Origin of the sequence: Streptomyces sp. NBC_00667 (genome assembly GCF_036226825.1) — a bacterium.
Lineage (GTDB): Bacteria > Actinomycetota > Actinomycetes > Streptomycetales > Streptomycetaceae > Streptomyces.
Map to the genome: position 1 here is coordinate 1,420,791 of NZ_CP109022.1, position 25,146 is coordinate 1,445,936.

Here is a 25,146-nt window from a genome sequence, read left to right on the forward strand (position 1 = left end):
ACCCCCGCAGCTCCTGGTGGAGTGGCCGAGAGGCGAGGCAACGGCCTGCAAAGCCGTCTACACGGGTTCAAATCCCGTCTCCACCTCCAAGGACGATTAGCTCAGCGGGAGAGCGCTTCCCTGACACGGAAGAGGTCACTGGTTCAATCCCAGTATCGTCCACTGGTCCGCGAGGACCACCCGCGCGATTAGCTCAGCGGGAGAGCGCTTCCCTGACACGGAAGAGGTCACTGGTTCAATCCCAGTATCGCGCACGCAGCATCCGTAACACCTGCTCCACCTGCGGCTCCAGAGCCGTGATCCCGCGCGATTAGCTCAGCGGGAGAGCGCTTCCCTGACACGGAAGAGGTCACTGGTTCAATCCCAGTATCGCGCACCGCCTGAAAGCCCCGGCCGTATCAACGGCCGGGGCTTTCGCGTTGCCGTCGGCGCCGGGCGCGAAGAAGCGGCGCCGTGCGGGGAAGCGGGGCGTCGCGCGGGGCAGAGCGGGCGCGAGGAGTGAAGTGGGCGCGAAAAAGGGTGCTGCCCGTCCGACTCCCCAGTCGTACGGGCAGCACCCTTCACCTGCCGTCCGTCGCGCCCCCGTCCCCACGGGGTACGACAGGGCGATGTCCCGGCCCGGACCGCTCTTCCGGGCCTGGAGCGCCGCTCAGCGCCCCAGCATCGCGCCCACGGACGACGCCTGTGCCGCCACCTGATCGAAGCCTCCGAAGACGAAGAGCAGGAGGACGGCCAGGGGGAGCACCATGGCCGCGGCCACCAAGGGGTGGCGCGTCCCGGACTCGTGGCTGTTGAACGCGAATGCCTTGCGCCCCTGCCGTGCGGAGTCCGCCATGGTCCTCTCCCTGTCGTCTGGCAGCGGCGGGCTCGTGACCTCGGGGGACGAGTGTGCCGCCCGCCGCTTGTGCTCAACACTAGGCGGGCCGGGGGGCCCTGGCCTCATGCCCTCGTACCCCTTGCCGGGCCTCCGGGAGGATGAGGGACCACCCTCCCGTGTACTCCCCAGGGTGGAGATCACTCCCCCGGTATGAGGGTCTCCCCGGAAGGGATGACCGGAGGGTAGTGACTTCGCTCACTTCCGTCACTCCCCGCACACGCGTGTCTTCCTACGAGATGTGCGCGCATGCGGGGGCGGCCGCGGGGCCGGCCGTTCGCCCGCGGAGCACCGCGGGAACCGTCCGAGGGGCCAATCGCCTTGGTGCGGGGGCCGTTTGGAGGTGTCGGGTGGTGTGGTGCGAAAACCGGGCGAACCATCTGAGCCACCCTCAAGTGGCGTGCTCCGCACTGACGATCGATTGCCCCGGCGAGGGCGCGGCCTCTGAGCGCACGTGCCGGATGGTCCGTAAGCTGTGGCACGTCAACAGGACGACCGGGCAGCGGGGTGGACATGGCGATGATGCGGCTCCGGCGCGAGGACCCGCGTGTCGTCGGCTCGTTCAGGCTGCACCGGCGGCTGGGGGCGGGCGGCATGGGCGTCGTCTACCTGGGATCCGACCGGCGGGGGCAACGGGTCGCGCTGAAGGTGATCCGGCCGGACCTGGCGGAGGACCAGGAGTTCCGCTCGCGCTTCGCGCGCGAGGTGTCCGCCGCGCGCCGGATCCGCGGGGGCTGCACGGCCCGGCTGGTCGCCGCCGATCTGGAGGCCGAGCGGCCGTGGTTCGCGACCCAGTACGTGCCCGGTCCCTCCCTGCACGACAAGGTGGCCGAGGAGGGCCCGCTGACGGCAGCGCAGATCGCCGCGATCGGGGCCGCGCTGTCGGAGGGTCTGGTCGCCGTCCACGAGGCCGGGGTCGTCCACCGCGACCTCAAGCCCTCGAACATCCTGCTTTCCCCCAAGGGTCCGCGGATCATCGACTTCGGCATCGCCTGGGCCACCGGGGCGAGCACGCTGACCCATGTGGGTACGGCGGTCGGCTCCCCCGGGTTCCTCGCCCCCGAACAGGTGCGCGGCGCGGCCGTGACCCCCGCGACCGACGTGTTCGCCCTCGGCGCCACCCTCGCCTACGCGGCGACCGCCGACTCGCCCTTCGGGCACGGCAGTTCCGAGGTGATGCTGTACCGCGTGGTGCACGAGGAGCCCCACTTGCAAGGGGTCCCGGACGCCCTCGCGCCCCTCGTGCGGGCCTGCCTGGCCAAGGACCCCGAGGACCGGCCGAGCACGCTCCAGCTGTCGATGCGGCTCAAGGAGATCGCGGCCCGCGAGGCGCAGGGGCTGGGCGAGGTCCGGCCTCCGGCGCAGCGCGCCCGTACCGAGCGGCCCACGGGCCGGCTGACCGAGCAGTACCCCGAGCAGCACACGGAGCGGCGCACGGGAGGGGGAGGCGCCGCGGGCGGTGCCACCCCGCGGCCGCAGGGCCCGCACAGCGGCCCCCATTCGCGCCCCTCGTCGCCGCGCAACCCCGGCTCCACCGGCGGGCGTACGGGGGGCCGCCCGGCGCCCCGGACGACGGGGACGGGCCGCCGGCCCTCCCGGCCCGACCCGAGACTGATGCGGCAGCGGCTGATCGTGTTCGTCGTGGTGACGCTGATCGTCGCCCTGGGCATCGCCGCCGCGCAGAAGCTCTGAGGGCCGGGGAGGGCGGCCCGAGGGCGGACCGGGGCTACGCCGACGGCGGCCGGGTCGCGTAGAAGGCCACCGCGGAGGCCGCGGCGACGTTCAGGGAGTCGATGCCCTCCGCCATGGGGATGCGGACCCACTCGTCGGCGGCCCGCAGGGCGTACGTCGACAGGCCGTGGCCCTCGGAGCCCAGCATGATCGCCGAGCGTGCGAAGCGCGCCGGCGGGACCTGGTCCAGAGGGGTCGCCTTGGGGCTGGGCGTCATGGCGAGGATCCGGTAGCCGGCCTCGCGGACCTTCTCCAGGTCGGCCGGCCACTGGTCGAGGCGCGCGTAGGGGACGGAGAAGACCGAGCCCATCGAGACCTTGATGGCGCGCCGGTACAGGGGGTCCGCGCAGTCCGGCGAGAGCAGTATCGCGCTGATGCCGAGCGCCGCCGCGCTGCGGAACGCGGCGCCCAGGTTGGCGTGGTCCACGAAGCCCTCGAAGACACCTATGCGGCGCCCCTCGGACTCGTCGGCCAGCAGTTCGTCCGGCGCCGGAAGGGGCTTGCGCTGCATCGACGCGAGGGCGCCGCGGTGCACGTGGTAGCCGGTGACCCGTTCGGCGAGCTCGGGGGTGACGGCGTAGACGGGGGCCGGGAGTTCGTCGATGACGTCGCGCATGACGTCGACCCACTTCGCGGACAGCAGCATCGAGCGCATCTCGTAGCCGGCGTCCTTGGCCCGTCTGATGACCTTCTCGCCCTCGGCGATGAAGAGCCCTTCGGCGGGCTCGCGCCGGCGCCGCAGTTCGACGTCGGTCAGGCCCGTGTAGTCGCGCAGACGCGGGTCGTCGGGGTCTTCGACGGTGATGAGATCAGCCACAGGGTGATACTGCCTTGTCCTGGGTGTGGTGCCAACGGCCCGGTCAGGCGCCGGCGACGGTGGTCAGGCCTTGGGGGCGTTGACGGCGACGACCGCGCCGATGACGATGACGGCCGGCGGGCGGATCTCCTCCGCTCGCACCGTCTCCCCGACCGTGGCCAAGGTGGCGTCCACGCGCCGCTGGGTCGCGGTGGTGCCTTCCTGGACGACGGCGACGGGGGTGTCGTGGGGGCGGCCGTGGCGCACCAGCGCCTCGGCGATCAGGCCGATCTTGTCCACGCCCATCAGGATGACGAGGGTGCCCGTCAGCTTGGCGAGGGAGGCCCAGTCCACGAGGGACCGCGGGTCGTCGGGGCCGACGTGGCCGCTGACGACGGTGAACTCGTGGGCGACGCCCCGGTGGGTGACCGGGATGCCGGCCGCGCCGGGCACCGAGATGGAGCTGGAGATGCCGGGCACCACGGTGCAGGGGATCCCGGCTTCCGCGAGGGCCTGGAGCTCCTCCATGCCGCGGCCGAAGACGTACGGGTCCCCGCCCTTGAGCCGGACCACGGCCTTGCCGGCCTTGGCGTGCTCGATGAGGGCGTTGTTGATGGCCTCCTGGGCCATGAAACGGCCGTACGGGATCTTCGCGGCGTCGATGACCTCGACGTGCGGCGGGAGTTCGTCCAGGAGGTCCCGGGGGCCGAGCCGGTCGGCGATGACGACGTCCGCCTCGGCGAGCAGGCGGCGGCCGCGGACGGTGATCAGGTCGGGGTCGCCGGGGCCGCCGCCGACGAGGGACACGCCGGGGGTGCGGGTGCGGGCCCCGGTGAGGGAGCCGTCGCGCAGCCCCTCCACGACCGCGTCACGGACCGCGGCCGAGCGGCGGGGGTCGTTGCCGCTCAGGACGGCGACGGTGACCCCCTCGACGCGGCCGGTGGCCGGGGTCCAGGCGGTGGCCGCCTCGGCGTCGTCGGCGCGTACGCACCACACGCGGTTGCTCTCGGCCTCGGCGGAGGCGCGGTCGTTGGCCTCGCGGTCCCGGGTGGCGATGAGGGCGTACCAGGCGCCGGCCAGGTCGCCGTCCTCGTAGCGGCGGCGCTCCCAGCGGATCTCGCCGGTCTCGGCCATGGCGTCCACGGAGGGGGTGGCCGAGGGCGAGACCAGCAGGACGTCGGCCCCGGCCGCGATCAGCGCGGGCAGGCGGCGCTGGGCGACCTGGCCGCCGCCGATGACGACGACGCGGCGGCCGGCGAGGCGCAGACCGACGGGGTACGCGGGGTGTTCGGCCATGGCGGTGCGGCTCCTGATACGGCGGTGTGTCTGCCGCTGCTGCGCTGGAGCGGCTGGTCGGGGTGTGCGGGTCCACGATACGACCCGTGGCGTCCGCCGCTGCGCGGGGCCGTTGCCCCTCCCCGCCCCTTCCCGGAACCTGGGGCGAGCCCCCGGACCTCCGGTACGTGCGCTCCGCGCCCGTGCGCTCGATCGCCGCGCGGGCTGGATCTGCGCAGCAGATCCCAGCCCCGCCGGCGATTGAGGCGCGGGGTCCGGGGCGGAGTCCCGGTTCGGGAAGGGGCGGGGAGGGGCTACCGCCCCGCGCAGCGGTTCCGGCGGCTACTTCTCGGTGACGCCGGCCGAGTCGAAGGTGGCGACCTCGTGCATCGCGCGGGCCGCGCTCTGCACCAGCGGCAGGGCCAGCAGCGCGCCCGTGCCCTCGCCGAGGCGCAGGTCCAGGTCCACCAGCGGCCGCAGGCCGAGCTTGTTCAGGGCCGCCACGTGCCCCGGCTCCGCGCTGCGGTGGCCCGCGATGCACGCCGACAGGGACTCGGGGGCGATGGCCCGGGCCACGAGCGCGGCCGCGCCGGCGCTGACGCCGTCCAGGATCACCGGGGTGCGCAGGGACGCGCCGCCCAGCAGGAGGCCCACGATCGCCGCGTGCTCCAGGCCGCCGATGGCCGCGAGGACGCCGATCGGGTCCGCCGGGTCCGGCTGGTGGAGCTCCAGGGCGCGGCGGACGACCTCGACCTTGCGGGCGTGCGTCTCGTCGTTGATGCCCGTACCGCGGCCGGTGACCTCGGCCGGGTCCACTCCGGTGAACACGGAGATCAGCGCCGCCGACACCGTGGTGTTCGCGATGCCCATCTCGCCCGTGAGCAGGGCCTTGTTGCCCGCCGCGACCAGGTCGCGGGCGGTCTCGATGCCCACCTCGATGGCCTGGACGGCCTCTTCGCGGGTCATCGCCGGGCCGGTCGAGAGGTCGGCCGTGCCCGGGCGGACCTTGCGGGGAAGGAGGCCGGGCGTGGCCGGGAGGTCCCCGGCGACGCCGACGTCGATCACGCACACCTCGGCGCCCACCTGGTTGGCGAACGCGTTGCAGACGGCTCCGCCTCCCAGGAAGTTGGCCACCATCTGGGTGGTGACCTCCTGGGGCCAGGGGGTGACGCCCTGGGCGTGCACCCCGTGGTCACCGGCGAAGATCGCGACGGCTGCCGGCTCCGGGATCGGGGGCGGGCAGACCCGGGACAGACCCGCCAGCTGGGCGGAGATGATCTCCAGCATGCCGAGCGCGCCCGCCGGCTTCGTCATGCGCTTCTGCCGCTCCCAGGCCTCGCCGAGCGCCTTCGCGTCGAGCGGGCGGATGCCGGCGACCGTCTCGGAGAGCAGGTCGTGCGGCTCCTCGCCGGGCAGCGCGCGGCGCCCGTACGTCTCCTCGTGCACGACCCAGGCCAGCGGTCGGCGCTGCGACCAGCCGGCCTGCGCCAGCTCGGGCTCCTCGGGGAACTCGTCGACGTAACCGACGCACAGGTACGCGACGACTTCCAGGTGCTCGGGGAGCCCCAGCTCGCGGACCATCTCGCGCTCGTCGAAGAAGCTGACCCAGCCGACGCCGATGCCTTCGGCGCGGGCGGCGAGCCAGAGGTTCTCGACGGCGAGGGCCGAGGAGTACGGGGCCATCTGCGGCTGGGTGTGCCGGCCGAGGGTGTGGCGGCCGCCGCGGGTGGGGTCGGCGGTGACGACGATGTTCACCGGGGTGTCGAGGATGGCCTCGATCTTGAGTTCCTTGAACTGCTTCGCCCGGCCCTTGGGCAGCGACTTGGCGTAGGCCTCGCGCTGGCGCTGGGCGAGTTCGTGCATGGTCCGGCGGGTCTCGGCCGAACGGATGACGACGAAGTCCCAGGGCTGGGAGTGGCCGACGCTGGGCGCGGTGTGCGCGGCTTCGAGGACCCGGAGCAGGACGTCGTGCGGGATCGGGTCGGGGCGGAAGCCCTTGCGGATGTCGCGGCGCTCGCGCATGACGCGCTGGATGGCCTCGCGGTCGGCGTCGGCGTAGGCGGGGGCCGGCTCGCCCGGGGCGACGGCGGGAGCGAGCAGCTCGGGGCCCTCGGGGAGCTCCGGGGTCCCGGCCGGCGCGGGGGCTTCGTCCACGGCCGGGAGGGGCTCGGCGGCCACCGCTACGGGGACCTGCGCCTGCTCCTGCGGCTCGGCGGCGGGCTCCGCCACGGGCGCGGCCTCGGCGGGGAGCGGCTCCGCCCCGGCCGGTGCGGCCTCTTCGGCGACGGGGGGCTCGGGTGTCTCGGGGGCGGCCGCGGCCTCGGCGGGCTCCGCGGCGGCCACGTCGGCCGGCGCGGGATGGGGCTGCGGCTCGGGCTCCTGGACGGCGTCCACCTGCGCGGGCTCCACCTGCGCGGGCTCCGCGGCAGGTGCAGGCGCGGCCTCGGCGGCAACCGGCGCCGGCTCCGCCGCGGCGGCCGGCTCAAGCGGGGCCGCGGGCTCCGGCGCGGGCTGCGGCTCCGCCTCGGCGGCGACCGGCTCCGGCGCGGCCACGGTGCTGGGCTCCGGCGCGGGCTCCACGGCGGCGGCCGGTTCCCCGGCGGGCTCGGCGACGGGCGCCGGATCGGCCACGGGCGCGGCCCCGGCGCCGGGCGCCGGATCGGCCACGGGCTCCGGCTCCGCGACGGGCGCGGGCTCCACGACGGGCGCCGACTCGGCCACGGCAACGGCCTCCGGGGCGGCGGCCCCGGCCTCCGGCTCCGCCGTCCACGGCGTGCCGGCCTGCGGCGGGACGTCGGCCTGCTGCGGTACGGCCGGGGGAACGGCGGCCTCGGGGGCCTCCTCCGGCTGCGGGACGTCCAGGTACTCCGGGCCCGTGGTGGGCGGACCCGACCGGCGCACGGGGATCGGCGTCACCGGCGCGGCCGCGGCCGGGGCGGTGGCGGGGCCCCGGTCCGCGAGGGACCGTACGAGGCCACCGGCCTCCGGCACGGCCGGGCCCATGTGCAGCGGGCGCCGGGCCGTGGCGGCGGGAGCCGCGGACGCGGCGGCCGGCGGCGGGACCACGAGGCCGCCGAGGCCGAGCGCCCCGGAGTCCCGGCCGCCCGCCTCGTGCGCGCCGGCGCTGTAGGCGGGCTCGGGCTGCGCGGGCGCGGGGTGAGCGTCCTGCGGGAGTCCGGGGTGGCCGTTGTCCGCGGCGGGGGTCTCGGCGTACGGGGTCTGCGCGTACGGGGTCTCGGCGTAGACGCCGCCGGTCTGCTCCGTGTACAGCGGCTGCGGGTAGTCGGGGTACGCCTGCTGCGGCTCGACCGGGAAGACGGGGGCCGGCGGGACGGGCTGCGGGTCGCTCCAGGCGCCCTGGCCGCTCGGCATCAGCAGGAGCTCCTCGTCCTCGCCCTCGGCGGAGTCGTCCACGAGGTCCTGGAAGGCGTAGCCCGCGGGAGCCTGCGGGGGGACGGGGGGAAGGGGCGGGGCCTGAGCGGGGATGCCCTGCTGGTCCACCATGCCCGCGTTGTCCGGGTGACCCTCGCCCGGGACCTGGCCGGTGTCAGTCATGCGTACCCCTCGCCCATCGGTGTTGCCTCTTCGATCGCCCGGTCGCCCACAGGGCCGCCGCGCGGAGTTGCCGTGCGGGGTTGCCGTCAGCCGCGTTCGCCTCGGGTGCGCCCGCACGACAACTACTGAGCATTGTCGCGCTCGTCAGCCGCCGTGTGGGCCATAAACCAGCACGGTCCGCTGTGGACTGCGCCACGTCCCACGTCCTGCCAGGGCAGTACGACGATCGGTCAGCCTACCCCGGTGGCGGAGCCGGGGCCTGCCGGGGCAGTTCGGGGTCGTTCGGCTGCCAGGAGAAACACGACGGAACGGTCCTGTTCGTCCCAGGTGCGGGTGTCGAGCCCGACGGACTGGAGCAGCGCGCATTCGACGGCGTACCCGTGTTCGGTGAGGGCGCGGCCGATGGCCTCCGCCTCGTCGCGGGTGGAGGCGTGGCTGACGATCCGTTCGGGCCGGCGGTCGGCGACGGCGGAGACCACCTCCGCTCCCCCGGCGCCGACGCGTACGACGTCGGGTTCGGGCAGGTCTTCGAGTACGAGGGGTGCCCGTCCGGCGACGACCTGGACCAGCACTCCGCGCGTGCGGGCGAGGGCAGTTACGCGTTCGCACGCGCCGGGGTCGGCGTCGACGGCGATGACGGCGGCGCCGAACGCGGCGGCGTCCACGGCGAGTGCGCCGGAGCCGGCGCCGATGTCCCAGACGAGGTCGCCGGGGCGGGGGCCGAGGCGGGCGAGCTGCGCGGCGCGCAGCGGGGCGGACTCGCCTTCGCCGGTGCCGGGCTGCGGCCGGGCCCAGCCGCGTCCGGCGGTGCGGGCCGCGTTCTGGCCGAGCAGCCAGGCGGGTTCGGCCGCGGCGGAGGCCTGGCCGCCGATGACGATGACGACGTTGGGGTCGCGCCAGCTGTGGTCGGCCGCCTTGTCGGAGGTGAGGACGGTGACCCGTTCCCTGGTGGTGCCCAGTTCCTCGCAGATGACGAAGGTGCGGTGGACCGGGCCGAGGAGCAGGGCGAGTTCGGCCGGCCCGGCGCCGGGCGAGGTGAGGACGGCGACCTTGGGGTGGGCGCGGCAGACGTTGACGGCGCGGCGCAGGGTCCGGGGGTGGGCGACGACCACCTGGGCGTCGTCCCAGGGCATCCCGGCGCGGGCGAAGGCGGCTGCGACCGAGGAGACGGCGGGGACCACCTCGACTTCGAGGCCGTACTCGGGGGCGCGCAGGGTGCGCACGACTCCGAAGAAGCCGGGGTCGCCGTCGGCGAAGACGACGGCGGTGCCGCGGTGGCCGGCGATCCGGCGGGCGGCGAGGCCGACGCTGCCGAGGCGGATGCGTTCGGCGGCGGGCGGTACCTCGGGCAGGGCGAGGTGGTGGGCGGCGCCGGCCACCAGGGTGGCGGCGGAGAGCGCGGACCGGGCGGCCGCGGTCAGCGCGGAGCCGTCCCAGCCGATCACCGTGACCCGGTCGGCCATCGTCGTCAGTCTCCTGGGGTGGGGGCAGGCGGAGCTTCGCCGGGCGGGGCGGGCACGGTGAGACTACCTGGTCATCGGTTCACAGCGCCTCCGGCGCCCAGGACCGCCGCCGGTCGGCGCCGGCCGTGTGGCCGCTCACTTCGGCCCGCTCCCGGAACTCGTACCGCTCGCCGTATCCGGGGTCGTCGTAGTCGCCGGCTTCGTCGAGGTCCTCGGGGACCAGGCCCCACACGATGAGGTCGCTGCGGGTTTCGGCCCAGGAGCCGTCCGCGGTCTGGGTGCGCACTATGCACGCGCTGCGCAGGACGCCCTCGCTGATGCAGCCGATCTTCTGGGCCACTTGCTGGGAGGCGGCGTTGTCGGCGGCGGTGCGCAGTTCGAGGCGCTCGAAGTGGCGGTCGCTGAACAGCCACTGGGCGACCGCGAGGACGGACTCGCTGGCGTAGCCCTCGCCGCGGGCCCAGGGGGCGGTGAGGTAGCCGACCTCGGTGCTGCGGGTGCGCCAGTCGGTGTTGCGCAGGTGCACGGCGCCGACGAGGCGGTGGGTGAGGAACTCGGTGACGGCGAGGACGATGCCGCGCCCCTCGGTGCGTTCGGCGTGCGAACGCCGGGTGGCCCAGTCGTGGGCGTCGGCCCGGGTGTAGGGGTGGGGGGCGGAGGTCCACGCGATGACCTGCTCGTCGTTCATCATCTCGGCGAGCGCGGTGACGTCCTCTTCCTCGAAGGGGCGCAGCACCAGCCGGTCCGTGCTGATGGTGACGTCCGGGAAGGTGGTAGTCATGCGCAGCTCCATGCCTGAGACCGTGGTGCGACCGTGGTGCGGGGGGACCGTTCGTGCGGGTCGTAGGCCACAGCATGCAGCATCGGCAGGGTGATGTGCAGGGCCGGGCTGCCCGGATGCGGGCAGGCGCCGGCCCCGCCCGCCCGGTGGGGGCGGGCGGGGCCGCGAGCCCCGGCGGGTCAGGCCGCGGGAGCGCCGAAGGCCGGGGTGACCGAGCCCTGGTACTTGTCCTCGATGAACTTCTTGACCTCGTCGGAGTTCAGGAGCTTGGCGAGCTTCTGGATGCGCGGGTCGCTCTGGTTGCCGTCCTTGACCGCGAGGAAGTTGGCGTAGGGGTTGCCGTCGGCCTTCTCCAGGATCAGGGCGTCCTTGGCGGGCGCGAGCTTGGCTTCCAGGGCGTAGTTGCCGTTGATGACGGCGGCGTCGACGTCGTTCAGGGCGCGCGGGACCGTGGCGGCCTCCAGCTCCTTGAACTCCAGGCCCTTCTTGTCGGTGATGTCGGACAGCTTGGCGCCGGTGCCGACACCCTCCTTGAGGGCGATCAGGTTGTTGGCGGCGAGCAGCTGGAGCGCGCGGCCCTCGTTGGTGGTGTCGTTGGGGACGGCGATCGTCTGGCCGGCCTTGATGTCACCGATGGCCTTGACCTTCTTGGAGTAGAGGCCGAGGGGTTCCAGGTGCACGTTGACGACGGGCACGATGTGGGTGCCGTTCTTCTTGTTGAAGTCGTCGAGGTACGGCTTGTGCTGGAAGTAGTTGCCGTCGACCTGGCCCTGCTCGGTGGCGGTGTTGGGCAGGACGTAGTCGGTGAACTCCTTCACCTCCAGCTTGAGCCCGTCCTTGGCCGCCAGCTTGTCCTTGACGAAGTTCAGGATGTCGGCGTGGGGGCTCGGGGAGGCCGCGATGACGAGCGGCTTGCTCGCGTCGACCTTGCCGCCGTCGGCCTTGGTGGAGGACGGGTCCGAGGAGCTGCCGCAGGCGGTGAGGCCGAGGGCGAGCGCGGCGGAGGCGGCGGCGAAGGCGGTGAGCTTGATGTTCTTACGCACGAAGAGTGCCTTTCCTTGCTTGCAAGTGCGCGGATCGTGCGCAGGACTTGCGGGGTGGTGGCCCAAGCACGACAAGTGCGGGCTCTGTGGGGGTGGGTCTGGGGGGCCGTGACGGCTCAGGTGGTGCGGCCGCGGCGGGCGAGGAGACGTACGACGCCGTCGCCGATCAGCTGGATCACGGTGACGAGTGCGATCAGCACGACGACGGTGGCGACCATGAACCCGGTCTCGAAGCGCTGGAAGCCGTAGGTGATGGCCTTGGAGCCGAGTCCTTCGCCGCCGACCGCGCCCGCCATCGCCGAGTAGCCGACGAGGGTGATGACGGTGGTGGTGACGCCGGCGATCAGGGAGGGCAGGGCCTGCGGCAGCAGGACCTTGCCGACCAGGGTCGGGACACCGCCGCCCATGGACTCGACGGCTTCGACGAGGCCGTGGTCCACCTCGCGGACGGCCGTCTCGACGAGCCGGGCGAAGAAGGGGACGGCGCCGATGGCGAGCGGCACGATCATGGCGGTGGGGCCGATGAACGTGCCGACGACGGCGGTGGTGACGGGGATCAGCGCGATCAGCAGGATGATGAACGGCAGCGACCGGCCTATGTTCACGATCACGCCGAGCGCCTTGTTGAGCGGCTGGTTCTGGAGCAGGCCGCCGCGGTCGGTGAGGACGAGGAGGATGCCGATGGGCAGTCCGCCGGCGACGGTGACCAGCGTCGACCACAGCACCATGTAGAGGGTGTCGTAGGTGCCCTGGGTGAGCAGGGGCTGCATTTCCGACCAGGTCACTTGGCACCGTCCTTGACGAGCTCGGCGAGCTCGGCGTCTGCGATCACGTCTTCGTCCACGTCCCGCGCCGCGTCCGCGTCCTCTTCGACCACGTCGACCTGGAGGCCCTGCTCGCGCAGGAAGCCGACGGGGACGACGTTCTCCTCGTAGCGGCCGGGCAGCTCGATGCGCATCCGGCCGATCTGCTTGCCGGCGACGGTGTCCATCGCCGCGCCCAGGATCGAGATGTCGATGTTGTACGTCCGGGCGAGCTGGGAGATGACCGGCCGGGTCGCGGCCTCGCCGTGGAAGGTGACGTCGATGACCGTGCGGTCGGGGCCGGTGGCGGCGCCGCTGACGGGGAAGAGTTCGCCGGCGAGTTCGGAGCCGGGGGTGGCCAGCAGTTCCGGGACGGTGCCGGACTCGATGATCCGGCCGCCCTTCATCAGCGCGGCGGAGTCGCAGACGGCCTTGACCACGTCCATCTCGTGCGTGATCAGCAGCACGGTCAGGCCGAGCTGGCGGTTCAGGTCGCGCAGCAGCTGGAGGATGGAGCGGGTGGTCTCGGGGTCGAGGGCGCTGGTGGCCTCGTCGGACAGGAGCACCTTGGGGTCGCCGGCCAGGGCGCGGGCGATCCCGACGCGCTGCTTCTGGCCGCCGGAGAGCTGGCCGGGGTAGGCCTTCGCCTTGTCGGCGAGGCCGACCAGGTCGAGGAGTTCGGCGGCCTTGCGGGAGCGTTCGCGGCCGGAGACGCCGAGGATCTCCAGGGGCAGCTCGATGTTGCCCTGGACGGTGCGCGAGGACAGCAGGTTGAAGTGCTGGAAGACCATGCCGATGCGGCTGCGGGCCTGGCGGAGCTCCTTGCCGGCGCGGCGGCCGCGACCGGCGAGCGCGGTGAGGTCGACGCCGTCGACGGTCACCGTGCCGCTGGTGGGGCGCTCCAGCAGGTTCACGCAGCGGATGAGGGAGGACTTGCCGGCGCCGCTCTGGCCGATGACCCCGTACACCTCTCCCTCCTTTACGTGGAGGTCGACGCCGTCCAGGGCGGTGACCTCGCGGCCACGGGACTGGTAGACCTTCGTGAGGCCCGATGTGGTGATCACAGGATTTCCGTCGCTGTCGAGTGCGCGGCGCAGCGGGGTGTGCCGGCACGGGGCAAACATCTGGCACGCGATACGGGTCACACCGTCACAAAAGGGTGAGGCGGGCGCATGCGCGGGGCGGGAGCGTTTCCGGGTGTCACACGAGGGTGTCCACGGGGCTCGGCCGGTCTCGCTTCGGGGCGCGAGACTGCGGGGAAGGGGCCCTCAGAAGGCGCACATTCGACACATACAACGAGCACCGGGCGTCATCGTCGCCTCGGTCGCAAGGGTGCGGCTGCTCGTCGTGGTCATGGGCCCCAGTAAACCAGACCGATCGGCTCAGCGTTCCATTCTGTCCGCATAGCGGACGCCATCGGGTCGCATGCCGGACGGACAGCGGGAGGGCGGGGCGGGCACCGAGCGTTCAGCGGGGTCCCCCACAGGGGCGCGCGCAGCGGATCATCCGCCCCGTAATACCCTCGCAGCATGCTCGACGCCCTGACGGTCGCCCTCGGCGCGGCCGCCCTCGCCCTCGCCGCCTGGTGCGGTTTCGCCGCCCTGCGGAACCAGCCGACCAAGGACTGGCACTTCATCGGCATGGCCGTGGTGACCGTCCTGGTCCTGGCCCAGCTGGTGGTCGGCCTGGTCGAGCTGGGCTCGGGCGAGAAGCCGGAGCAGGGCACGGTGCTGTTCGTCGCCTACCTGCTCGGCGCCTTCGCGGCGGTCCCGGCGGCCGGGCTGCTCTCGCTCACCGAACGCACGAAGTGGGGCTCGGTGACGGTGGCGGCCGGTGCGGTCGTCCTCGCCGTCCTCGAAGTACGCCTCTACGACATCTGGGGAACCGCCGGTGCCTGACCTGCCCGACACCGATACCGCCGCGGCCGACACCGCCGGGGCGCCCGCGCGACGCGAGCGGCTGGTCTCCGGGCCGGGGCTGCTGCTGGTGTGGCTGTACGGGGTGATCACGGTGGGCGCGGTGTCGCGCTCGGCGTACCAGATCTCCACCGAGTTCGACCGGGCTCCGCTGCCCTACTCGCTGTCGGCGGTGGCCGCGCTCGTGTACGTCTTCATCACGTACTCGCTGGTGCGGGGCGGGGAGACGGCCCGCAAGGCGGCGCGGGTGTGCTGCGCCGCCGAGCTGACCGGCGTGCTCGTCGTCGGGACCTGGACCGTGGTGCGGCCCGAGGCGTTCCCCGACGCGACCGTGTGGTCGCAGTTCGGCATGGGCTACCTGTTCATCCCGGTGATCCTGCCGGTCACCGGGATGCTCTGGCTGCGCGCGAAGCGCTGACGCGCGAGAGGGCCTGACAGGGGCTCAGGCGCTGACCGCGAAGTCGGCCGCGTCCTTCGCTTCCTTCTCCAGGACGACGAGGTGGACCCCGTCGGAGGCGGTCCGGTCGCCGACCCGTACGTAGCCCGCCTTGCGGTAGAGCCGCAGGTTGGACTCGCTCTTGTGGCCGGTGTGCAGCCGGAACCGGCTGGTGCCGCTGTTGCCCGCGAGGGCTTCCTCCACCGCGCGCAGCAGCCGGGCGCCGAGCCCGTGGCCCTGGAGCCGGGGGTGGACGCACAGCTTGGCGATCTTGCCGGTGCCGTCCTCGTCCACGTTGCCCCGCACCGTGCCGACGACCTCGTCGCCGAGCCGGGCCACGAGCACGGTGTCGGTCGCGAGCTCCGACTTGAGGGAGTCGAGGGTCTGGGTGAGCGGCTGGATGCGGTAGTTGCCGTACAGCTCGGCCTCGCGCTGGAACGCCAGGTACTGGAGCTTGAAGATCTGCTCGACGTCCTCGGCGGCCGCCGCCGAAATGGTCACGCTCATACCCATGTGCGCATGCCTCCAGCTCACCTGGTAGCCCGTTGGTCTACCGCTCCATTCCCCGCAGGCGTGGAGCCGCAACCTCTGCAGCCAGCATTCTGCGCAGACATCCCAGGCAACGGGAACGCACCGGCCCCAAACTTCCTTGTGAGATACCCAACTCTCCTGCGATTTCACGGTACGTGAGGTCCCTCGGCGACAAAAGTGCTCCTATGAGTTCCGGGCACCGTCCGGGCAACCGGGCGACCGCCGACCGGAGGACCCGCCGCTGCTCCCCGTGCAGCACCGCGTCCTCCGGGTCGGCGCCGGCGCAGCCGGGCCGCGCCCCGTACGGCACCTCGCGCAGCGCCCGCCGCCTGGCCCGGCGGGCCTCCGCGCGCACCGCCCGGCGCAGCCAGCGGGCCCGTTCGGCGGAGGCGTCCGCCGCGGCGCCGGCCGGACCCGGGGCGGCGGGGCCGCGTTCGAGCAGCCTGACCCAGACGGCCTGTTCCAGGTCGGCGGCGTCGACCCCGGCGGCCGGGGCCTCCGCGGCGGCTTCGGCGGAGAGCAGCGGGCCCAGCTCGTCGAAGAGGTCGGTGTCCTTCATCGCGTCCATGCCGGGCGGGACGCGACGGCCGTGCCCGGCGGTTTCCCCGCCGGGCACAGCACACTCGTACGAGGAACAGCGGCCGCTCGTTGACGCCGCGTCGGCTCCGCGGGCGGGACACGGCCCACGGGCGGGCCCATGGGCGGGGCGTGGGGCTACGGGCGCGAGCCCCGCCCGGGCCGGAAGGCCTCGGCGGCCAGCAGCCCGGTGTCCGGGTTGTCGGTGAAGATGCCGTCGATGCCGAGCTCGAAGTAGCGGCGGAAGGCTCCGAAGGCGTCCCCGTAGGCGGTCGGGTCGGTGCCCTTGCGGTACTCGGCCGGCAGGAAGCTGTTCTCGTTGCGCGCGGTGTAGGGGTGCAGGACCAGCCGCTGCGCGTGGGCGTCGCGCACCAGGGCCGTCGGGGTGCCCAGCTTGCCGTCCGCGTCGCGCGGCACGATCAGGTCGAGGGTGGGGCCGATGCCCTGGGCGAAGCCGGCGATCCACTTGAGGCCCTCGGGCGTGACGAGGTCGGCGACGGTGCGCGGGTCCTTGGCCAGCTCGAAGTCCCAGGGGCGGGTGTTGGCGGCCCCGAGCAGCACCACGCGGGGCGCGGAGACCAGCCGGGAGAGCCGCTGGATGCTGGACGGCTCGAAGGACTGGAGGAACAGCGGCGCGTTCTTCCCGTCGCGGCCGTAGCGGCGCAGCAGCTTGGCGAGGGGTTCCTCCAGACCGAGGCCCAGTGCCCGGAAGTAGCTCGGGTGCTTGGTCTCGACGTGCAGCCAGACCCGCTTGCCGCGCCTGCGGCCCTCCTGGTCGGCCCAGCGCAGCACCTCCTCGAAGGTGGGCACGTCCCACCGGCCGTCGTAAAGCGTGTTGCGCTGGCGGACGGCGGGGATACGTTCCTTCGCGCGCAGGGTCTTGAGTTCGGCGAGGGTGAAGTCCTCGGTGAACCAGCCGGTGACCAAGACCCCGTCGACGGACTTGGTGGTCCGCCGGGAGGCGAAGCCGGGATGGTCGGCGACGTCCGTGGTGCCGCCGATCTCGTTCTCGTGACGGCAGACCAGATGACCGTCCTTGGTGGGCACGAGGTCCTGCTCGATGACGTCGGCCCCGAGGTCGAGGGCCAGTTGGTAGGAGCCCAGGGTGTGCTCGGGCCGGTAGCCGCTGGACCCGCGGTGACCGACGATCAGGGGGACGGGGAGGTCCCGGTAGCCGCCCTCGTGGCCGCCGGCCGCGGCGGCCGGGCCTGCCGCCAGTCCGGTGATCCCGGTGCCCGCCGCCAGGACCGCGGCCCCCAGGACCGTACGCCGTGCTGCCCCGCCCTGCGTCATGAGTGCACTCCCTGTGTCTGAGGGCCGCCTGCCCGAGGATCCCCAGGTCACGAGGCCTGCCCGGCCCGCCGATGGTAGGCGGCGAACGGTGGCGCGGAGGGGGTTGCGGGGGGAACATGGCGCAAACACGCGTCAACACTGCGTATCCGACACGTGAACCCGATGTGCGATCAGGGTTGACCCGCGAGTATCGTCCTCACCTGCACTACCACCGTGTCGTGCGAAGCCGCTTTTCGATGCCGGAGGGCTCACGTTGTTCCGTACCGCGCTCATCAAAGCCACCGTAGGACCGGTCATGCGGCTGATCATCCGCACCCGGGTGGAGGGCATCGAGAGCATCCCGGGCACCGGTCCCGTGATCCTCGCGGGCAATCACCTCACCTTCATCGACTCGATGATCCTGCCGCTCGTCTGCGACCGCACGGTCCACTTCATCGGCAAGGACGAGTACGTGACCGGCAAGGGCCTCAAGGGCCGCCTGATGGCGTGGTTCTTCACCGGCTCCGGCATGATCCCCGTCGACCGCGACGGCGCGAACGGCGGAGTCGCGGCCCTGATGACCGGCCGCCGCATCCTCGAAGAGGGAAAGATCTTCGGCATCTACCCCGAGGGCACCCGCTCCCCCGACGGCCGGCTCTACCGCGGCCGCACCGGCATCGCCCGCCTCACCCTGATGACCGGTGCGCCCGTCGTGCCGTTCGCGGTGATCGGCACGGACAAGCTCCAGCCGGGCGGCAAGGGCATGCCCCGCCCGGGCCGGGTGACCATCCGTTTCGGCGAGCCGATGGAGTTCTCCCGCTACGAGGGCATGGACCGGGACCGCTACGTGCTGCGCGCCGTCACCGACTCGGTGATGGCGGAGGTCATGCGGCTGTCGGGTCAGGAGTACGTGGACATGTACGCCACGAAGGCCAAGGAAGCCGGCGTCGCCGAAGCCGCGTAGCTACTGGCGTCGCAGTGACCGGCTGACGCCCGCCGCGGTCGTAGTGGCGAGGACCCAGCCGGTCACGACCAGCAGGTACGACAGCCACTGGTACCAGCCGCCCGGCGCGAAGGCCTCCTCCTGGCCGAAGCCGATGATCGGCAGCATCAGGTCGATCGTGTAGAACACCGGATTGAAGTCCGGAGCCTCCCCTTGCTTGAGCTCCCTCGGATGGTGGAGGGCGAAGGCGAGCGAGCCCGTCACCAGCAGGGCCAGCAGCCAGAGCGTGGCGCGCAGCGGCCGGAAGCCGTAGCCGACGGTGGCGTCCTGGAGCAGCCCCCAGAGCCTGGCGTACCGGGGCAGGGTACGGCGGTGCCGGCGGAGTTTGGCGAGCTGCACGGTCCGCGCCGCCGCCTCGTCCCCGGCGGTGCGGTAGGCCGCGGCGAGCTGCTCGTAGGCGTACGGGAGGTATCCCGACTCCTCCCGCTCCAGTGCGGGCAGGCGTTCCCCGGCGGGCAGGTGCGGGGCGAGGGTGCGGTAGGTGAGGCCGTCGACGGCGATCCGCTGCGGCCAGGTCTGCGGCTCGATGTGGAGCATGTCGACGGTGGACCGGCGAAGGTTCACATCACCCCGGACCGGCGGGCAGCGGCGCAGCCACAGCTCGCCTATGGCGCAGCTGGAGGCGCGCAGGGCCGTCCCTGCGGGGTTCGCGAGGTCCGCCCGGGTGAGGTTGGCCTGGCCCGGGATGCGGGAGCCGGTGAGGTTGACCGTGCCGCGGGCGTGCAGCCGGTGCGCGCGCAGGTCGGTGCCGACGGTGAGGGTTTCGGCGTGCAGGGCTATCCCCCCGGGGTTCAGCAGGCGCGCCCCGTCGAGCTGGACCTGTCCGCCCACCGTGGCGCCGTTCAGGCGCAGCTGGCCGTGGACGGTGAGATCGTTGGCGATGATGTCGGTACCGATCTCGGCGTGGTTGAGCTGGAGCGCGGCCTCGCCCGCCTCCTCACCGGGGGCCGGTTCGATGACGGCCCCCTGGACGAAGAGGCCTCCGGCGACCCGGGCGCCCTGGAGGCGGACGGGCCCGGTGATGCGACAGCAGGAGAGCCGCAGGACCACCTCGACGCGCACGGTGGCGGCGGTCAGGCCGGGCAGCGTCGAGTAGCCGAGGACGAGCGCCTTCAACTGGGCCCCGTACAGGAGCGGTTTGCGCTCGAACCAGCAGTCCCGCAACCGGATCGGGTGGTCGACGACGGCGTACCTGAGGTCGAGTGCGCCGGTGATCCGGGCGCCCTTGACCTTGAGCCCGGGGACCTGGCCCTCTTCGGCCGGCCCGGCGCCGAGCAGGAGGGCCCGGAGCACCTCCGCACGGAGGGTGCGGCCCGGTCCCCAGCCGGCCCCGTCGACGGAGCTGTCCTCGGGCTCCTCGCGGAAGTCGACGCCCTCGCCGCGCGGGAAGGCGTCCCAGACGCGGCGTTCGGCGGCCGTCAGATCGTTGATCTCCATCGCCGGGATGGTGTCCCGGCGATCGACGGGGTGTCAACTCCGTCCGGGAAACCATCCCTTGGGGTGGCTCAGTGCTCGGTGCCGTCCTGGAGCTCCTGGCCGCGCAGCAGGAACCAGGCGGCCGCGGCGGTGGCGAGCAGGACGGCCGCGCCGACGCCCGAGGCGAACCGGAGCCCGTCCACGAAGGCCTCCTGGGCCGCGCCGACCATCGTCTGCGCGGTCTGCGGGTCCAGCATCCGGCCCGCTTCGACGGCGCCGCCCAGCGATTCGTGCGCGGAGTCCGCGACGGCGGTGGGTACCGAGGCCGGGGCGGTGAAGCCCTGGTAGACGCCGGTCACGATGGAGCCGAGCAGGGCGATGCCGAGGGCGGCGCCCAGCTCGTAGGCCGTCTCGGAGACGGCGGAGGCCGAACCGGCCTGCTCCTTGGGCACGCTGGAGAGGATCACGTCGGCGGTGACCGTGAAGGAGAAACCGGCGCCGAGACCGACGACGAGCAGGGCCGCGCCGAGCAGCGGGTAGGCGCTCTCCTTGTGGATCAGGGTGAGCGCGCCCAGGGCCAGCCCTATGGCGGCGAGACCGCCGCTGACCATCACGCGCACCGAGTAGCGGCGGGCGTAGCGGCCGGCCACCAGTCCGGTGGCGACGGCGCCCATGGCCGCGGGCAGTTCGGCCAGACCCGCTTCCAGCGGATCGCGGCCCTGCACGAGCTGGAGGAACTGGGACAGGAAGAAGACGAGTCCGGACAGCCCGAAGACGGTGAGCAGGTCGGCGAGGACCGCGCCGGAGAAGCCGCGGTGCTTGAACAGCCGCATGTCGAGCAGCGGGGCGCTCAGCGTGAACTGGCGCCTCACGAAGGCGTACAGGGCGCCGGCGCCGAGGACGGCGGCCGCCCCGGCCTCCCCGTTGACGCCGTGGGTGGCGGCTTCCTTGACGGCGTAGACCACGCCGATGACGCCGACGAGGGAGAGGGCGACGCTGAGCAGGTCCCAGGGACCGGCGACGGGGTTCTTCGACTCGGGCAGCAGCTTGATGCCGACGACGACGAGCACGGCCATCACGGGCAGGTTGATGAGGAAGACCGAGCCCCAGTAGAAGTGCTGGAGCAGGGCTCCGCCGACGACGGGCCCGACGGCGGCGCCAGCCGAGGCGGTGGCGCCCCAGATCCCGATGGCGAGGCTGCGCTCGCGCGGGTCGTGGAAGATGTTGCGGATCAGCGCGAGGGTGGACGGCATGAGGGTCGCGCCCGCCACGCCGAGCAGCGCCCGGGCGGCGATCATCATCTCGGGGCTGGTCGCGTAGGCGTTCAGCACGGAGACGGCGCCGAAGGCGGTGGCACCCAGGAGGAGCAGCTTCTTGCGGCCGATCCGGTCGCCGAGCGAGCCCATGGAGACGAGGCAACCGGCGATGACGAAGGAATAGATGTCGCCGATCCACAGCAGCTGGGTGCCGGACGGCTCGAGGTCCTCACTGAGGGAGGGGGTGGCGAGACCGAGTACGGTGGCGTCGACCGCGACCAGCAGGACGGCCAGGACGAGTACGCAGAGCGCGAGCCAACGGCCGCTGCTGCTCTCCTCCGCCCCCTTCTGCCGCTTGAGCTGTTCGGTACGGGTCATTTCTCCACACTCCGTCGTGCGCCACCGAGCAGCAGCTCGATGATCATGTACTGGAAGTCCTTGGCCGCGACCCGGCCGTCCATGACGGCCCACGCGCAGGTGCCGATGAGGCCGTAGAGGGCCTCGGTGAGCCAGGCGGGGCTCAGGTCGATCCGGATGGCCCCCTCTTCCTGGCCGCGCCGGAACAGGGCGCTGACGCGGGCGTCGAGGCGGGCCCACCCCTCGTGGACCTGATCGCCCTCGAAGAGCTGGTTCTCCGTGACGAGGAAGGCCAGGAGCTGCGCGTTGGGCTCGCTCTCGGCGACGAGTCGGGCGAGCGCCTCGACCGCCGTGCCCTCGTCGAGGCGGGCGTTGTCGAACGCCACCTCGAACTCACGGATTCCCATCTCCTCCAGGGCCCGCACGAGAGCGTCCCGCCCCGCGAAGTGGCGGTGCAGCGTCGCCCGCCCGATTCCGGCGGCGCGCGCGACCTCGTCCATCGTCGCGGTCGACTTGCGGGAAAGCAGGGCCGCCGCAGCGCGGAGCACCTGGTCACGATCCATGGCCATGAGACAAGCATAACCCGAATGAGACATCACTGTCTCACCGAACCGGTAAATGAGCTGCCCGACGGGTCACCGGAACGGATGATCGGTGCCCATGAAGCCACTGCTGCTGATCGACGTCGACGGACCGCTGAACCCCTATGCGGCCCAGCCCCAGCGCCGGCCGGAGGGCTACACGACGCACCGCGTGCGCCCGACGGGCTGGACCGCGGCCGAGAGCCGCAAGCCCTTGCGGGTGTGGCTGCACCCCGGCCACGGCGTGGAGCTGCTCGCGCTGGCCCACTCCTACGAACCGGTCTGGGCGACCACCTGGAAGGACGAGGCCAACGACTGGATAGGGCTGGGTCTGCCCCGGCTGCCGTACATCGACTGGCCGCAGATGCACGGGCGGGCGCCGCTCGGCACCTTCTGGAAGACCCAGTACGTCCTGGAGTACGCGGGGAACCGGCCCTTCGCGTGGATCGACGACGACATCACGGACGGGGACCGGGAGTACGTCGACCGGCGCCACCCCGCTCGGGCACTGCTGCTGCGGATCGACGAGCGGACCGGCCTCGTGGGGGCGGACTTCCAGGCGCTGGCGGCGTGGGCGGCGTAGACGACGCAGGGGCGGCCGGAGCGGGTGCTCCGGCCGCCCCTCACGGGGACGCGGCTACTGCTTGTGCGCGGCCCAGGCGTGCTGGATGACCAGGTCCGCCTTGAGTTCGGTCAGCTGGGTGGCCACCGCCGACGGCGCGGTGCCGCCGCGGCCGTTGCGGGAGGCGAGGGCGCCCTTGACGTTGAGGACCGTACGGACCTCCGGCGTCAGGTGCTCCGAGATCTTCGAGAACTGCTCGTCCGTGAGCTCCTCCAGCTCGATGCCGAGCGTCTCGCACTCCTTGACGCACTCGCCGGCCACCTCGTGCGCGACCCGGAACGGCACGCCCTGCTTGACCAGCCACTCCGCGATGTCCGTCGCGAGCGAGAAGCCCGCCGGAGCCAGCTCCTCCATCCGCTCGCGGTTGACCGTGAGGGTCGCCATCATGCCCGTGAAGGCGGGCAGCAGGACCTCAAGGGTGTCGCAGGAGTCGAACACCGGCTCCTTGTCCTCCTGGAGGTCGCGGTTGTACGCGAGCGGGAGGGCCTTGAGGGTGGCGAGCAGCCCGGTCAGGTTGCCGATGAGGCGGCCGGACTTGCCGCGCGCCAGCTCCGCGATGTCCGGGTTCTTCTTCTGCGGCATGATCGACGACCCGGTGGAGAAGGCGTCGTGCAGCGTCACGAAGGAGAACTCCTTCGTGTTCCAGATGATGATCTCCTCCGCGATCCGGGACAGGTTGATCCCGATCATCGCGGTGATGAACGCGAACTCGGCGACGAAGTCGCGCGAGGCCGTGCCGTCGATGGAGTTGCCGACCGAGCCGCGCTCGAAGCCGAGGTCCGCGGCGACCGCCTCCGGGTCCAGGCCCAGCGAGGAGCCGGCGAGGGCGCCGGAGCCGTACGGGGAGACCGCGGTGCGGGTGTCCCACTGGCGCAGCCGCTCCGCGTCCCGGGACAGGGACTGGACGTGGGCCAGCACGTGGTGGGCGAAGAGCACCGGCTGCGCGTGCTGGAGGTGCGTGCGGCCCGGCATGGCCACGTCGGCGTGCGCCTCGGCGAGGCCGACGAGCGCGTCCTGGAGGCCGGCGAGCAGCCCGCCGATGATCCGGGCGTGGTCGCGCAGGTACATGCGGAAGAGGGTGGCCACCTGGTCGTTGCGGGACCGGCCGGCCCGCAGCTTGCCGCCGAGGTCGGCGCCGAGCCGCTCCAGCAGGCCCCGCTCCAGGGCGGTGTGCACGTCCTCGTCGGCGATGGTGCCGGTGAAGGAGCCGTCGGCCACGTCGGCTTCGAGCCGGTCCAGGCCCGCGATCATGCGGTCGAGCTCGTCGGCCGTGAGCAGGCCCGCTTTGGCGAGCACCCGCGCGTGGGCGCGGGAGCCGGCGATGTCGTACGGCGCGAGGCGCCAGTCGAAGTGGACGGACGCGGACAGCTTGGCCAGGGCCTCGGCCGGACCGTCGGCGAACCGGCCGCCCCAGAGCCGGACGTCACCGTTGTTGCTGCTCACAGCTACTGCTCCTCAAGAGGGTGGGTGTGCGACCGGCTCCCCGTCGCGGAGGGAACGGGGAGCCGGCCTTCGTACTGCATGGAACGACTCGGCTCGGGCGAGGTCGCGGCGCGCGCCCGGCTCAGGCGAGGTCGCGGCGCGCGGCGATCTTCGAGGACAGGCCGAAGATCTCGATGAAGCCCTGGGCCTTGGACTGGTCGAAGGTGTCGCCCGAGTCGTAGGTCGCCAGGTTGAAGTCGTACAGCGACTCGTCGGACTTGCGGCCGGTGACGACGGCGCGACCGCCGTGCAGGGTCATCCGGACGTCACCGGTGACGTGCCGGCTGGCCTCGTCGACGAAGCCGTCCAGCGCGCGCTTGAGCGGGGAGAACCACAGCCCGTCGTAGACCAACTCGCCCCAGCGCTGCTCGACCTGCCGCTTGTAGCGGGCCAGTTCGCGTTCGACGGTGACGTTCTCCAGCTCCTGGTGGGCGGTGATCAGCGCGATCGCACCCGGGGCCTCGTACACCTCGCGGGACTTGATGCCGACGAGGCGGTCCTCGACCATGTCGATGCGGCCGACGCCCTGGGCGCCGGCGCGCTCGTTGAGCTGCTGGATGGCCTGGAGCACGGTGACGGGCTTGCCGTCGACGGCGACCGGGACGCCCTCCTTGAAGGAGATGACGACCTCGTCGGCCTCGCGCGGGGTGGCCGGGTTCGCGGTGTACTCGTAGATGTCCTCGATCGGGGCGTTCCAGATGTCCTCCAGGAAGCCCGTCTCGACGGCGCGCCCGAAGACGTTCTGGTCGATGGAGTACGGGGACTTCTTGGTGGTCGCGATCGGCAGGTCCTTCTGCTCGCAGAAGGCGATGGCCTTGTCGCGGGTCATCGCGTAGTCCCGGACCGGGGCGATGCACTTGAGGCCGGGCCCCAGTGCGGCGATGCCGGCCTCGAAGCGGACCTGGTCGTTGCCCTTGCCGGTGCAGCCATGGGCGACGGTCGTCGCGCCGTGCTTCTTCGCGGCGGCGACGAGGTGCTTGACGATCGCGGGCCGGGAGAGCGCCGAGACCAGCGGGTAGCGGTCCATGTAGAGGGCGTTGGCCTTGATCGCCGGGAGGCAGTACTCGTCGGCGAATTCGTCCTTGGCGTCCGCGACCTCGGCCTCGACGGCGCCGCAGGCGAGCGCGCGCTTGCGGATGACGTCCAGGTCTTCGCCGCCCTGGCCGACGTCCACCGCGACGGCGATGACCTCGGCGCCCGTCTCCTCGGCGATCCAGCCGATGGCGACGGAGGTGTCAAGGCCGCCCGAGTAGGCGAGTACGACGCGCTCGGTCACGGGTTTCTCCTCACGGTGGTTACGGGCGGGACGATGCGATCGATGACAGGCATAACTATGCACTGCTCCGTATGTTTCGTCAATCGACCGCTGTTGCGCGC

General features: G+C 72.7%; 22 protein-coding genes and 4 tRNA genes. 9 read left to right on the top strand and 17 right to left on the bottom strand.

The window, feature by feature from the left end:
• Nucleotides 1–15: 15 nt before the first annotated feature.
• The 4 genes from OHA81_RS06845 (at nt 16) to OHA81_RS06860 (ending at nt 376) form a co-directional block, all read left to right on the top strand.
• Nucleotides 16–89: transfer RNA gene (locus OHA81_RS06845), tRNA-Cys, on the top strand.
• A 1-nt stretch (nt 90) separates the two neighbouring features.
• Nucleotides 91–162 (top strand) — tRNA-Val (locus tag OHA81_RS06850).
• A gap of 20 nt (nt 163–182) precedes the next feature.
• A tRNA-Val gene (locus tag OHA81_RS06855) sits at nt 183–254 on the top strand.
• A 50-nt stretch (nt 255–304) separates the two neighbouring features.
• Nucleotides 305–376: transfer RNA gene (locus OHA81_RS06860), tRNA-Val, on the top strand.
• A 273-nt stretch (nt 377–649) separates the two neighbouring features.
• Here OHA81_RS06860 and OHA81_RS06865 read toward each other — a convergent pair.
• On the bottom strand, nt 650–835 hold the full coding sequence (locus OHA81_RS06865) for a hypothetical protein (protein ID WP_329193759.1): 186 nt from the start codon (nt 833–835) through the stop codon (nt 650–652).
• A 552-nt stretch (nt 836–1,387) separates the two neighbouring features.
• On the opposite strand from OHA81_RS06865, the gene OHA81_RS06870 reads away from it, so the two are divergent.
• On the top strand, nt 1,388–2,566 hold the full coding sequence (locus OHA81_RS06870) for a serine/threonine-protein kinase (protein ID WP_443056458.1): 1,179 nt from the start codon (nt 1,388–1,390) through the stop codon (nt 2,564–2,566).
• Nucleotides 2,567–2,600: 34 nt separating this feature from the next.
• Here OHA81_RS06870 and OHA81_RS06875 read toward each other — a convergent pair whose 3' ends face one another.
• The 8 genes from OHA81_RS06875 to OHA81_RS06910 form a co-directional block, all read right to left on the bottom strand.
• Complete coding sequence (locus tag OHA81_RS06875) at nt 2,601–3,422, bottom strand: TrmH family RNA methyltransferase (protein WP_329193761.1); 822 nt, start codon at nt 3,420–3,422, stop codon at nt 2,601–2,603.
• Between the two features lie 63 nt (nt 3,423–3,485).
• Complete coding sequence (gene cobA / locus OHA81_RS06880) at nt 3,486–4,697, bottom strand: uroporphyrinogen-III C-methyltransferase (protein ID WP_329193762.1); 1,212 nt, start codon at nt 4,695–4,697, stop codon at nt 3,486–3,488.
• A gap of 321 nt (nt 4,698–5,018) precedes the next feature.
• Nucleotides 5,019–8,231 carry a nicotinate-nucleotide--dimethylbenzimidazole phosphoribosyltransferase gene (gene cobT, locus OHA81_RS06885; RefSeq protein WP_329193763.1) on the bottom strand — a complete coding sequence of 1,071 codons (3,213 nt, stop codon included), beginning with the start codon at nt 8,229–8,231 and terminating at the stop codon, nt 5,019–5,021.
• A gap of 230 nt (nt 8,232–8,461) precedes the next feature.
• The gene (cbiE, locus tag OHA81_RS06890) at nt 8,462–9,694 is read right to left on the bottom strand and encodes a precorrin-6y C5,15-methyltransferase (decarboxylating) subunit CbiE (RefSeq protein WP_329193764.1); all 1,233 of its coding nucleotides are present in this window, start codon (nt 9,692–9,694) and stop codon (nt 8,462–8,464) included.
• 79 nt (nt 9,695–9,773) lie between these two features.
• A complete protein-coding gene (locus tag OHA81_RS06895) occupies nt 9,774–10,475 on the bottom strand; it encodes a GNAT family N-acetyltransferase (protein ID WP_329193765.1) in 702 nt (233 codons plus the stop codon).
• Nucleotides 10,476–10,654: 179 nt separating this feature from the next.
• Nucleotides 10,655–11,518 carry a MetQ/NlpA family ABC transporter substrate-binding protein gene (locus OHA81_RS06900; RefSeq protein ID WP_329193767.1) on the bottom strand — a complete coding sequence of 288 codons (864 nt, stop codon included), beginning with the start codon at nt 11,516–11,518 and terminating at the stop codon, nt 10,655–10,657.
• Nucleotides 11,519–11,634: 116 nt separating this feature from the next.
• Entirely contained in the window at nt 11,635–12,303 is a 669-nt protein-coding gene (locus OHA81_RS06905; protein ID WP_329193769.1) for a methionine ABC transporter permease, read from the bottom strand.
• Entirely contained in the window at nt 12,300–13,385 is a 1,086-nt protein-coding gene (locus OHA81_RS06910) for a methionine ABC transporter ATP-binding protein (protein WP_329193770.1), read from the bottom strand. The genes OHA81_RS06905 and OHA81_RS06910 overlap by 4 nt, the downstream gene beginning before the upstream one ends.
• Nucleotides 13,386–13,850: 465 nt before the next feature.
• Here OHA81_RS06910 and OHA81_RS06915 point away from each other — a divergent pair, with 465 nt between their 5' ends.
• Together OHA81_RS06915 and OHA81_RS06920 are read left to right on the top strand one after the other, a co-directional pair.
• On the top strand, nt 13,851–14,219 hold the full coding sequence (locus OHA81_RS06915; protein WP_329193772.1) for a hypothetical protein: 369 nt from the start codon (nt 13,851–13,853) through the stop codon (nt 14,217–14,219).
• A 1-nt stretch (nt 14,220) separates the two neighbouring features.
• The gene (locus OHA81_RS06920; protein ID WP_329202046.1) at nt 14,221–14,655 is read left to right on the top strand and encodes a hypothetical protein; all 435 of its coding nucleotides are present in this window, start codon (nt 14,221–14,223) and stop codon (nt 14,653–14,655) included.
• A 24-nt stretch (nt 14,656–14,679) separates the two neighbouring features.
• Here OHA81_RS06920 and OHA81_RS06925 read toward each other — a convergent pair whose 3' ends face one another.
• The 3 genes from OHA81_RS06925 to OHA81_RS06935 form a co-directional block, all read right to left on the bottom strand.
• Nucleotides 14,680–15,186, bottom strand: coding sequence for a GNAT family N-acetyltransferase (locus OHA81_RS06925; protein ID WP_329193773.1), 507 nt, complete (start codon nt 15,184–15,186; stop codon nt 14,680–14,682).
• A gap of 37 nt (nt 15,187–15,223) precedes the next feature.
• A complete protein-coding gene (locus OHA81_RS06930; RefSeq protein WP_443056751.1) occupies nt 15,224–15,772 on the bottom strand; it encodes a sigma-70 family RNA polymerase sigma factor in 549 nt (182 codons plus the stop codon).
• A gap of 146 nt (nt 15,773–15,918) precedes the next feature.
• On the bottom strand, nt 15,919–17,073 hold the full coding sequence (locus OHA81_RS06935; RefSeq protein ID WP_329193775.1) for a glycerophosphodiester phosphodiesterase: 1,155 nt from the start codon (nt 17,071–17,073) through the stop codon (nt 15,919–15,921).
• Between the two features lie 295 nt (nt 17,074–17,368).
• Here OHA81_RS06935 and OHA81_RS06940 point away from each other — a divergent pair, with 295 nt between their 5' ends.
• A complete protein-coding gene (locus OHA81_RS06940; protein WP_329193777.1) occupies nt 17,369–18,016 on the top strand; it encodes a lysophospholipid acyltransferase family protein in 648 nt (215 codons plus the stop codon).
• Here OHA81_RS06940 and OHA81_RS06945 read toward each other — a convergent pair whose 3' ends face one another.
• From OHA81_RS06945 to OHA81_RS06955, 3 genes are all read right to left on the bottom strand, one after another.
• The gene (locus tag OHA81_RS06945; protein WP_329193779.1) at nt 18,017–19,492 is read right to left on the bottom strand and encodes a membrane-associated oxidoreductase; all 1,476 of its coding nucleotides are present in this window, start codon (nt 19,490–19,492) and stop codon (nt 18,017–18,019) included.
• 68 nt (nt 19,493–19,560) lie between these two features.
• The gene (locus tag OHA81_RS06950; RefSeq protein WP_329193781.1) at nt 19,561–21,105 is read right to left on the bottom strand and encodes an MFS transporter; all 1,545 of its coding nucleotides are present in this window, start codon (nt 21,103–21,105) and stop codon (nt 19,561–19,563) included.
• Entirely contained in the window at nt 21,102–21,653 is a 552-nt protein-coding gene (locus OHA81_RS06955; RefSeq protein WP_329193783.1) for a TetR/AcrR family transcriptional regulator, read from the bottom strand. Before OHA81_RS06955 ends, OHA81_RS06950 begins: the two co-directional genes overlap by 4 nt.
• 91 nt (nt 21,654–21,744) lie before the next feature.
• Between OHA81_RS06955 and OHA81_RS06960 the strand changes: the two genes are divergently transcribed.
• Nucleotides 21,745–22,248 carry a hypothetical protein gene (locus tag OHA81_RS06960; protein ID WP_329193785.1) on the top strand — a complete coding sequence of 168 codons (504 nt, stop codon included), beginning with the start codon at nt 21,745–21,747 and terminating at the stop codon, nt 22,246–22,248.
• A gap of 54 nt (nt 22,249–22,302) precedes the next feature.
• Here the strand turns inward: OHA81_RS06960 and argH are convergent, their stop codons facing one another.
• Both argH and OHA81_RS06970 read right to left on the bottom strand, forming a co-directional pair.
• Complete coding sequence (gene argH, locus OHA81_RS06965) at nt 22,303–23,730, bottom strand: argininosuccinate lyase (protein WP_329193787.1); 1,428 nt, start codon at nt 23,728–23,730, stop codon at nt 22,303–22,305.
• A gap of 121 nt (nt 23,731–23,851) precedes the next feature.
• Nucleotides 23,852–25,045 carry an argininosuccinate synthase gene (locus tag OHA81_RS06970; protein WP_329193788.1) on the bottom strand — a complete coding sequence of 398 codons (1,194 nt, stop codon included), beginning with the start codon at nt 25,043–25,045 and terminating at the stop codon, nt 23,852–23,854.
• Nucleotides 25,046–25,146: the final 101 nt, after the last annotated feature.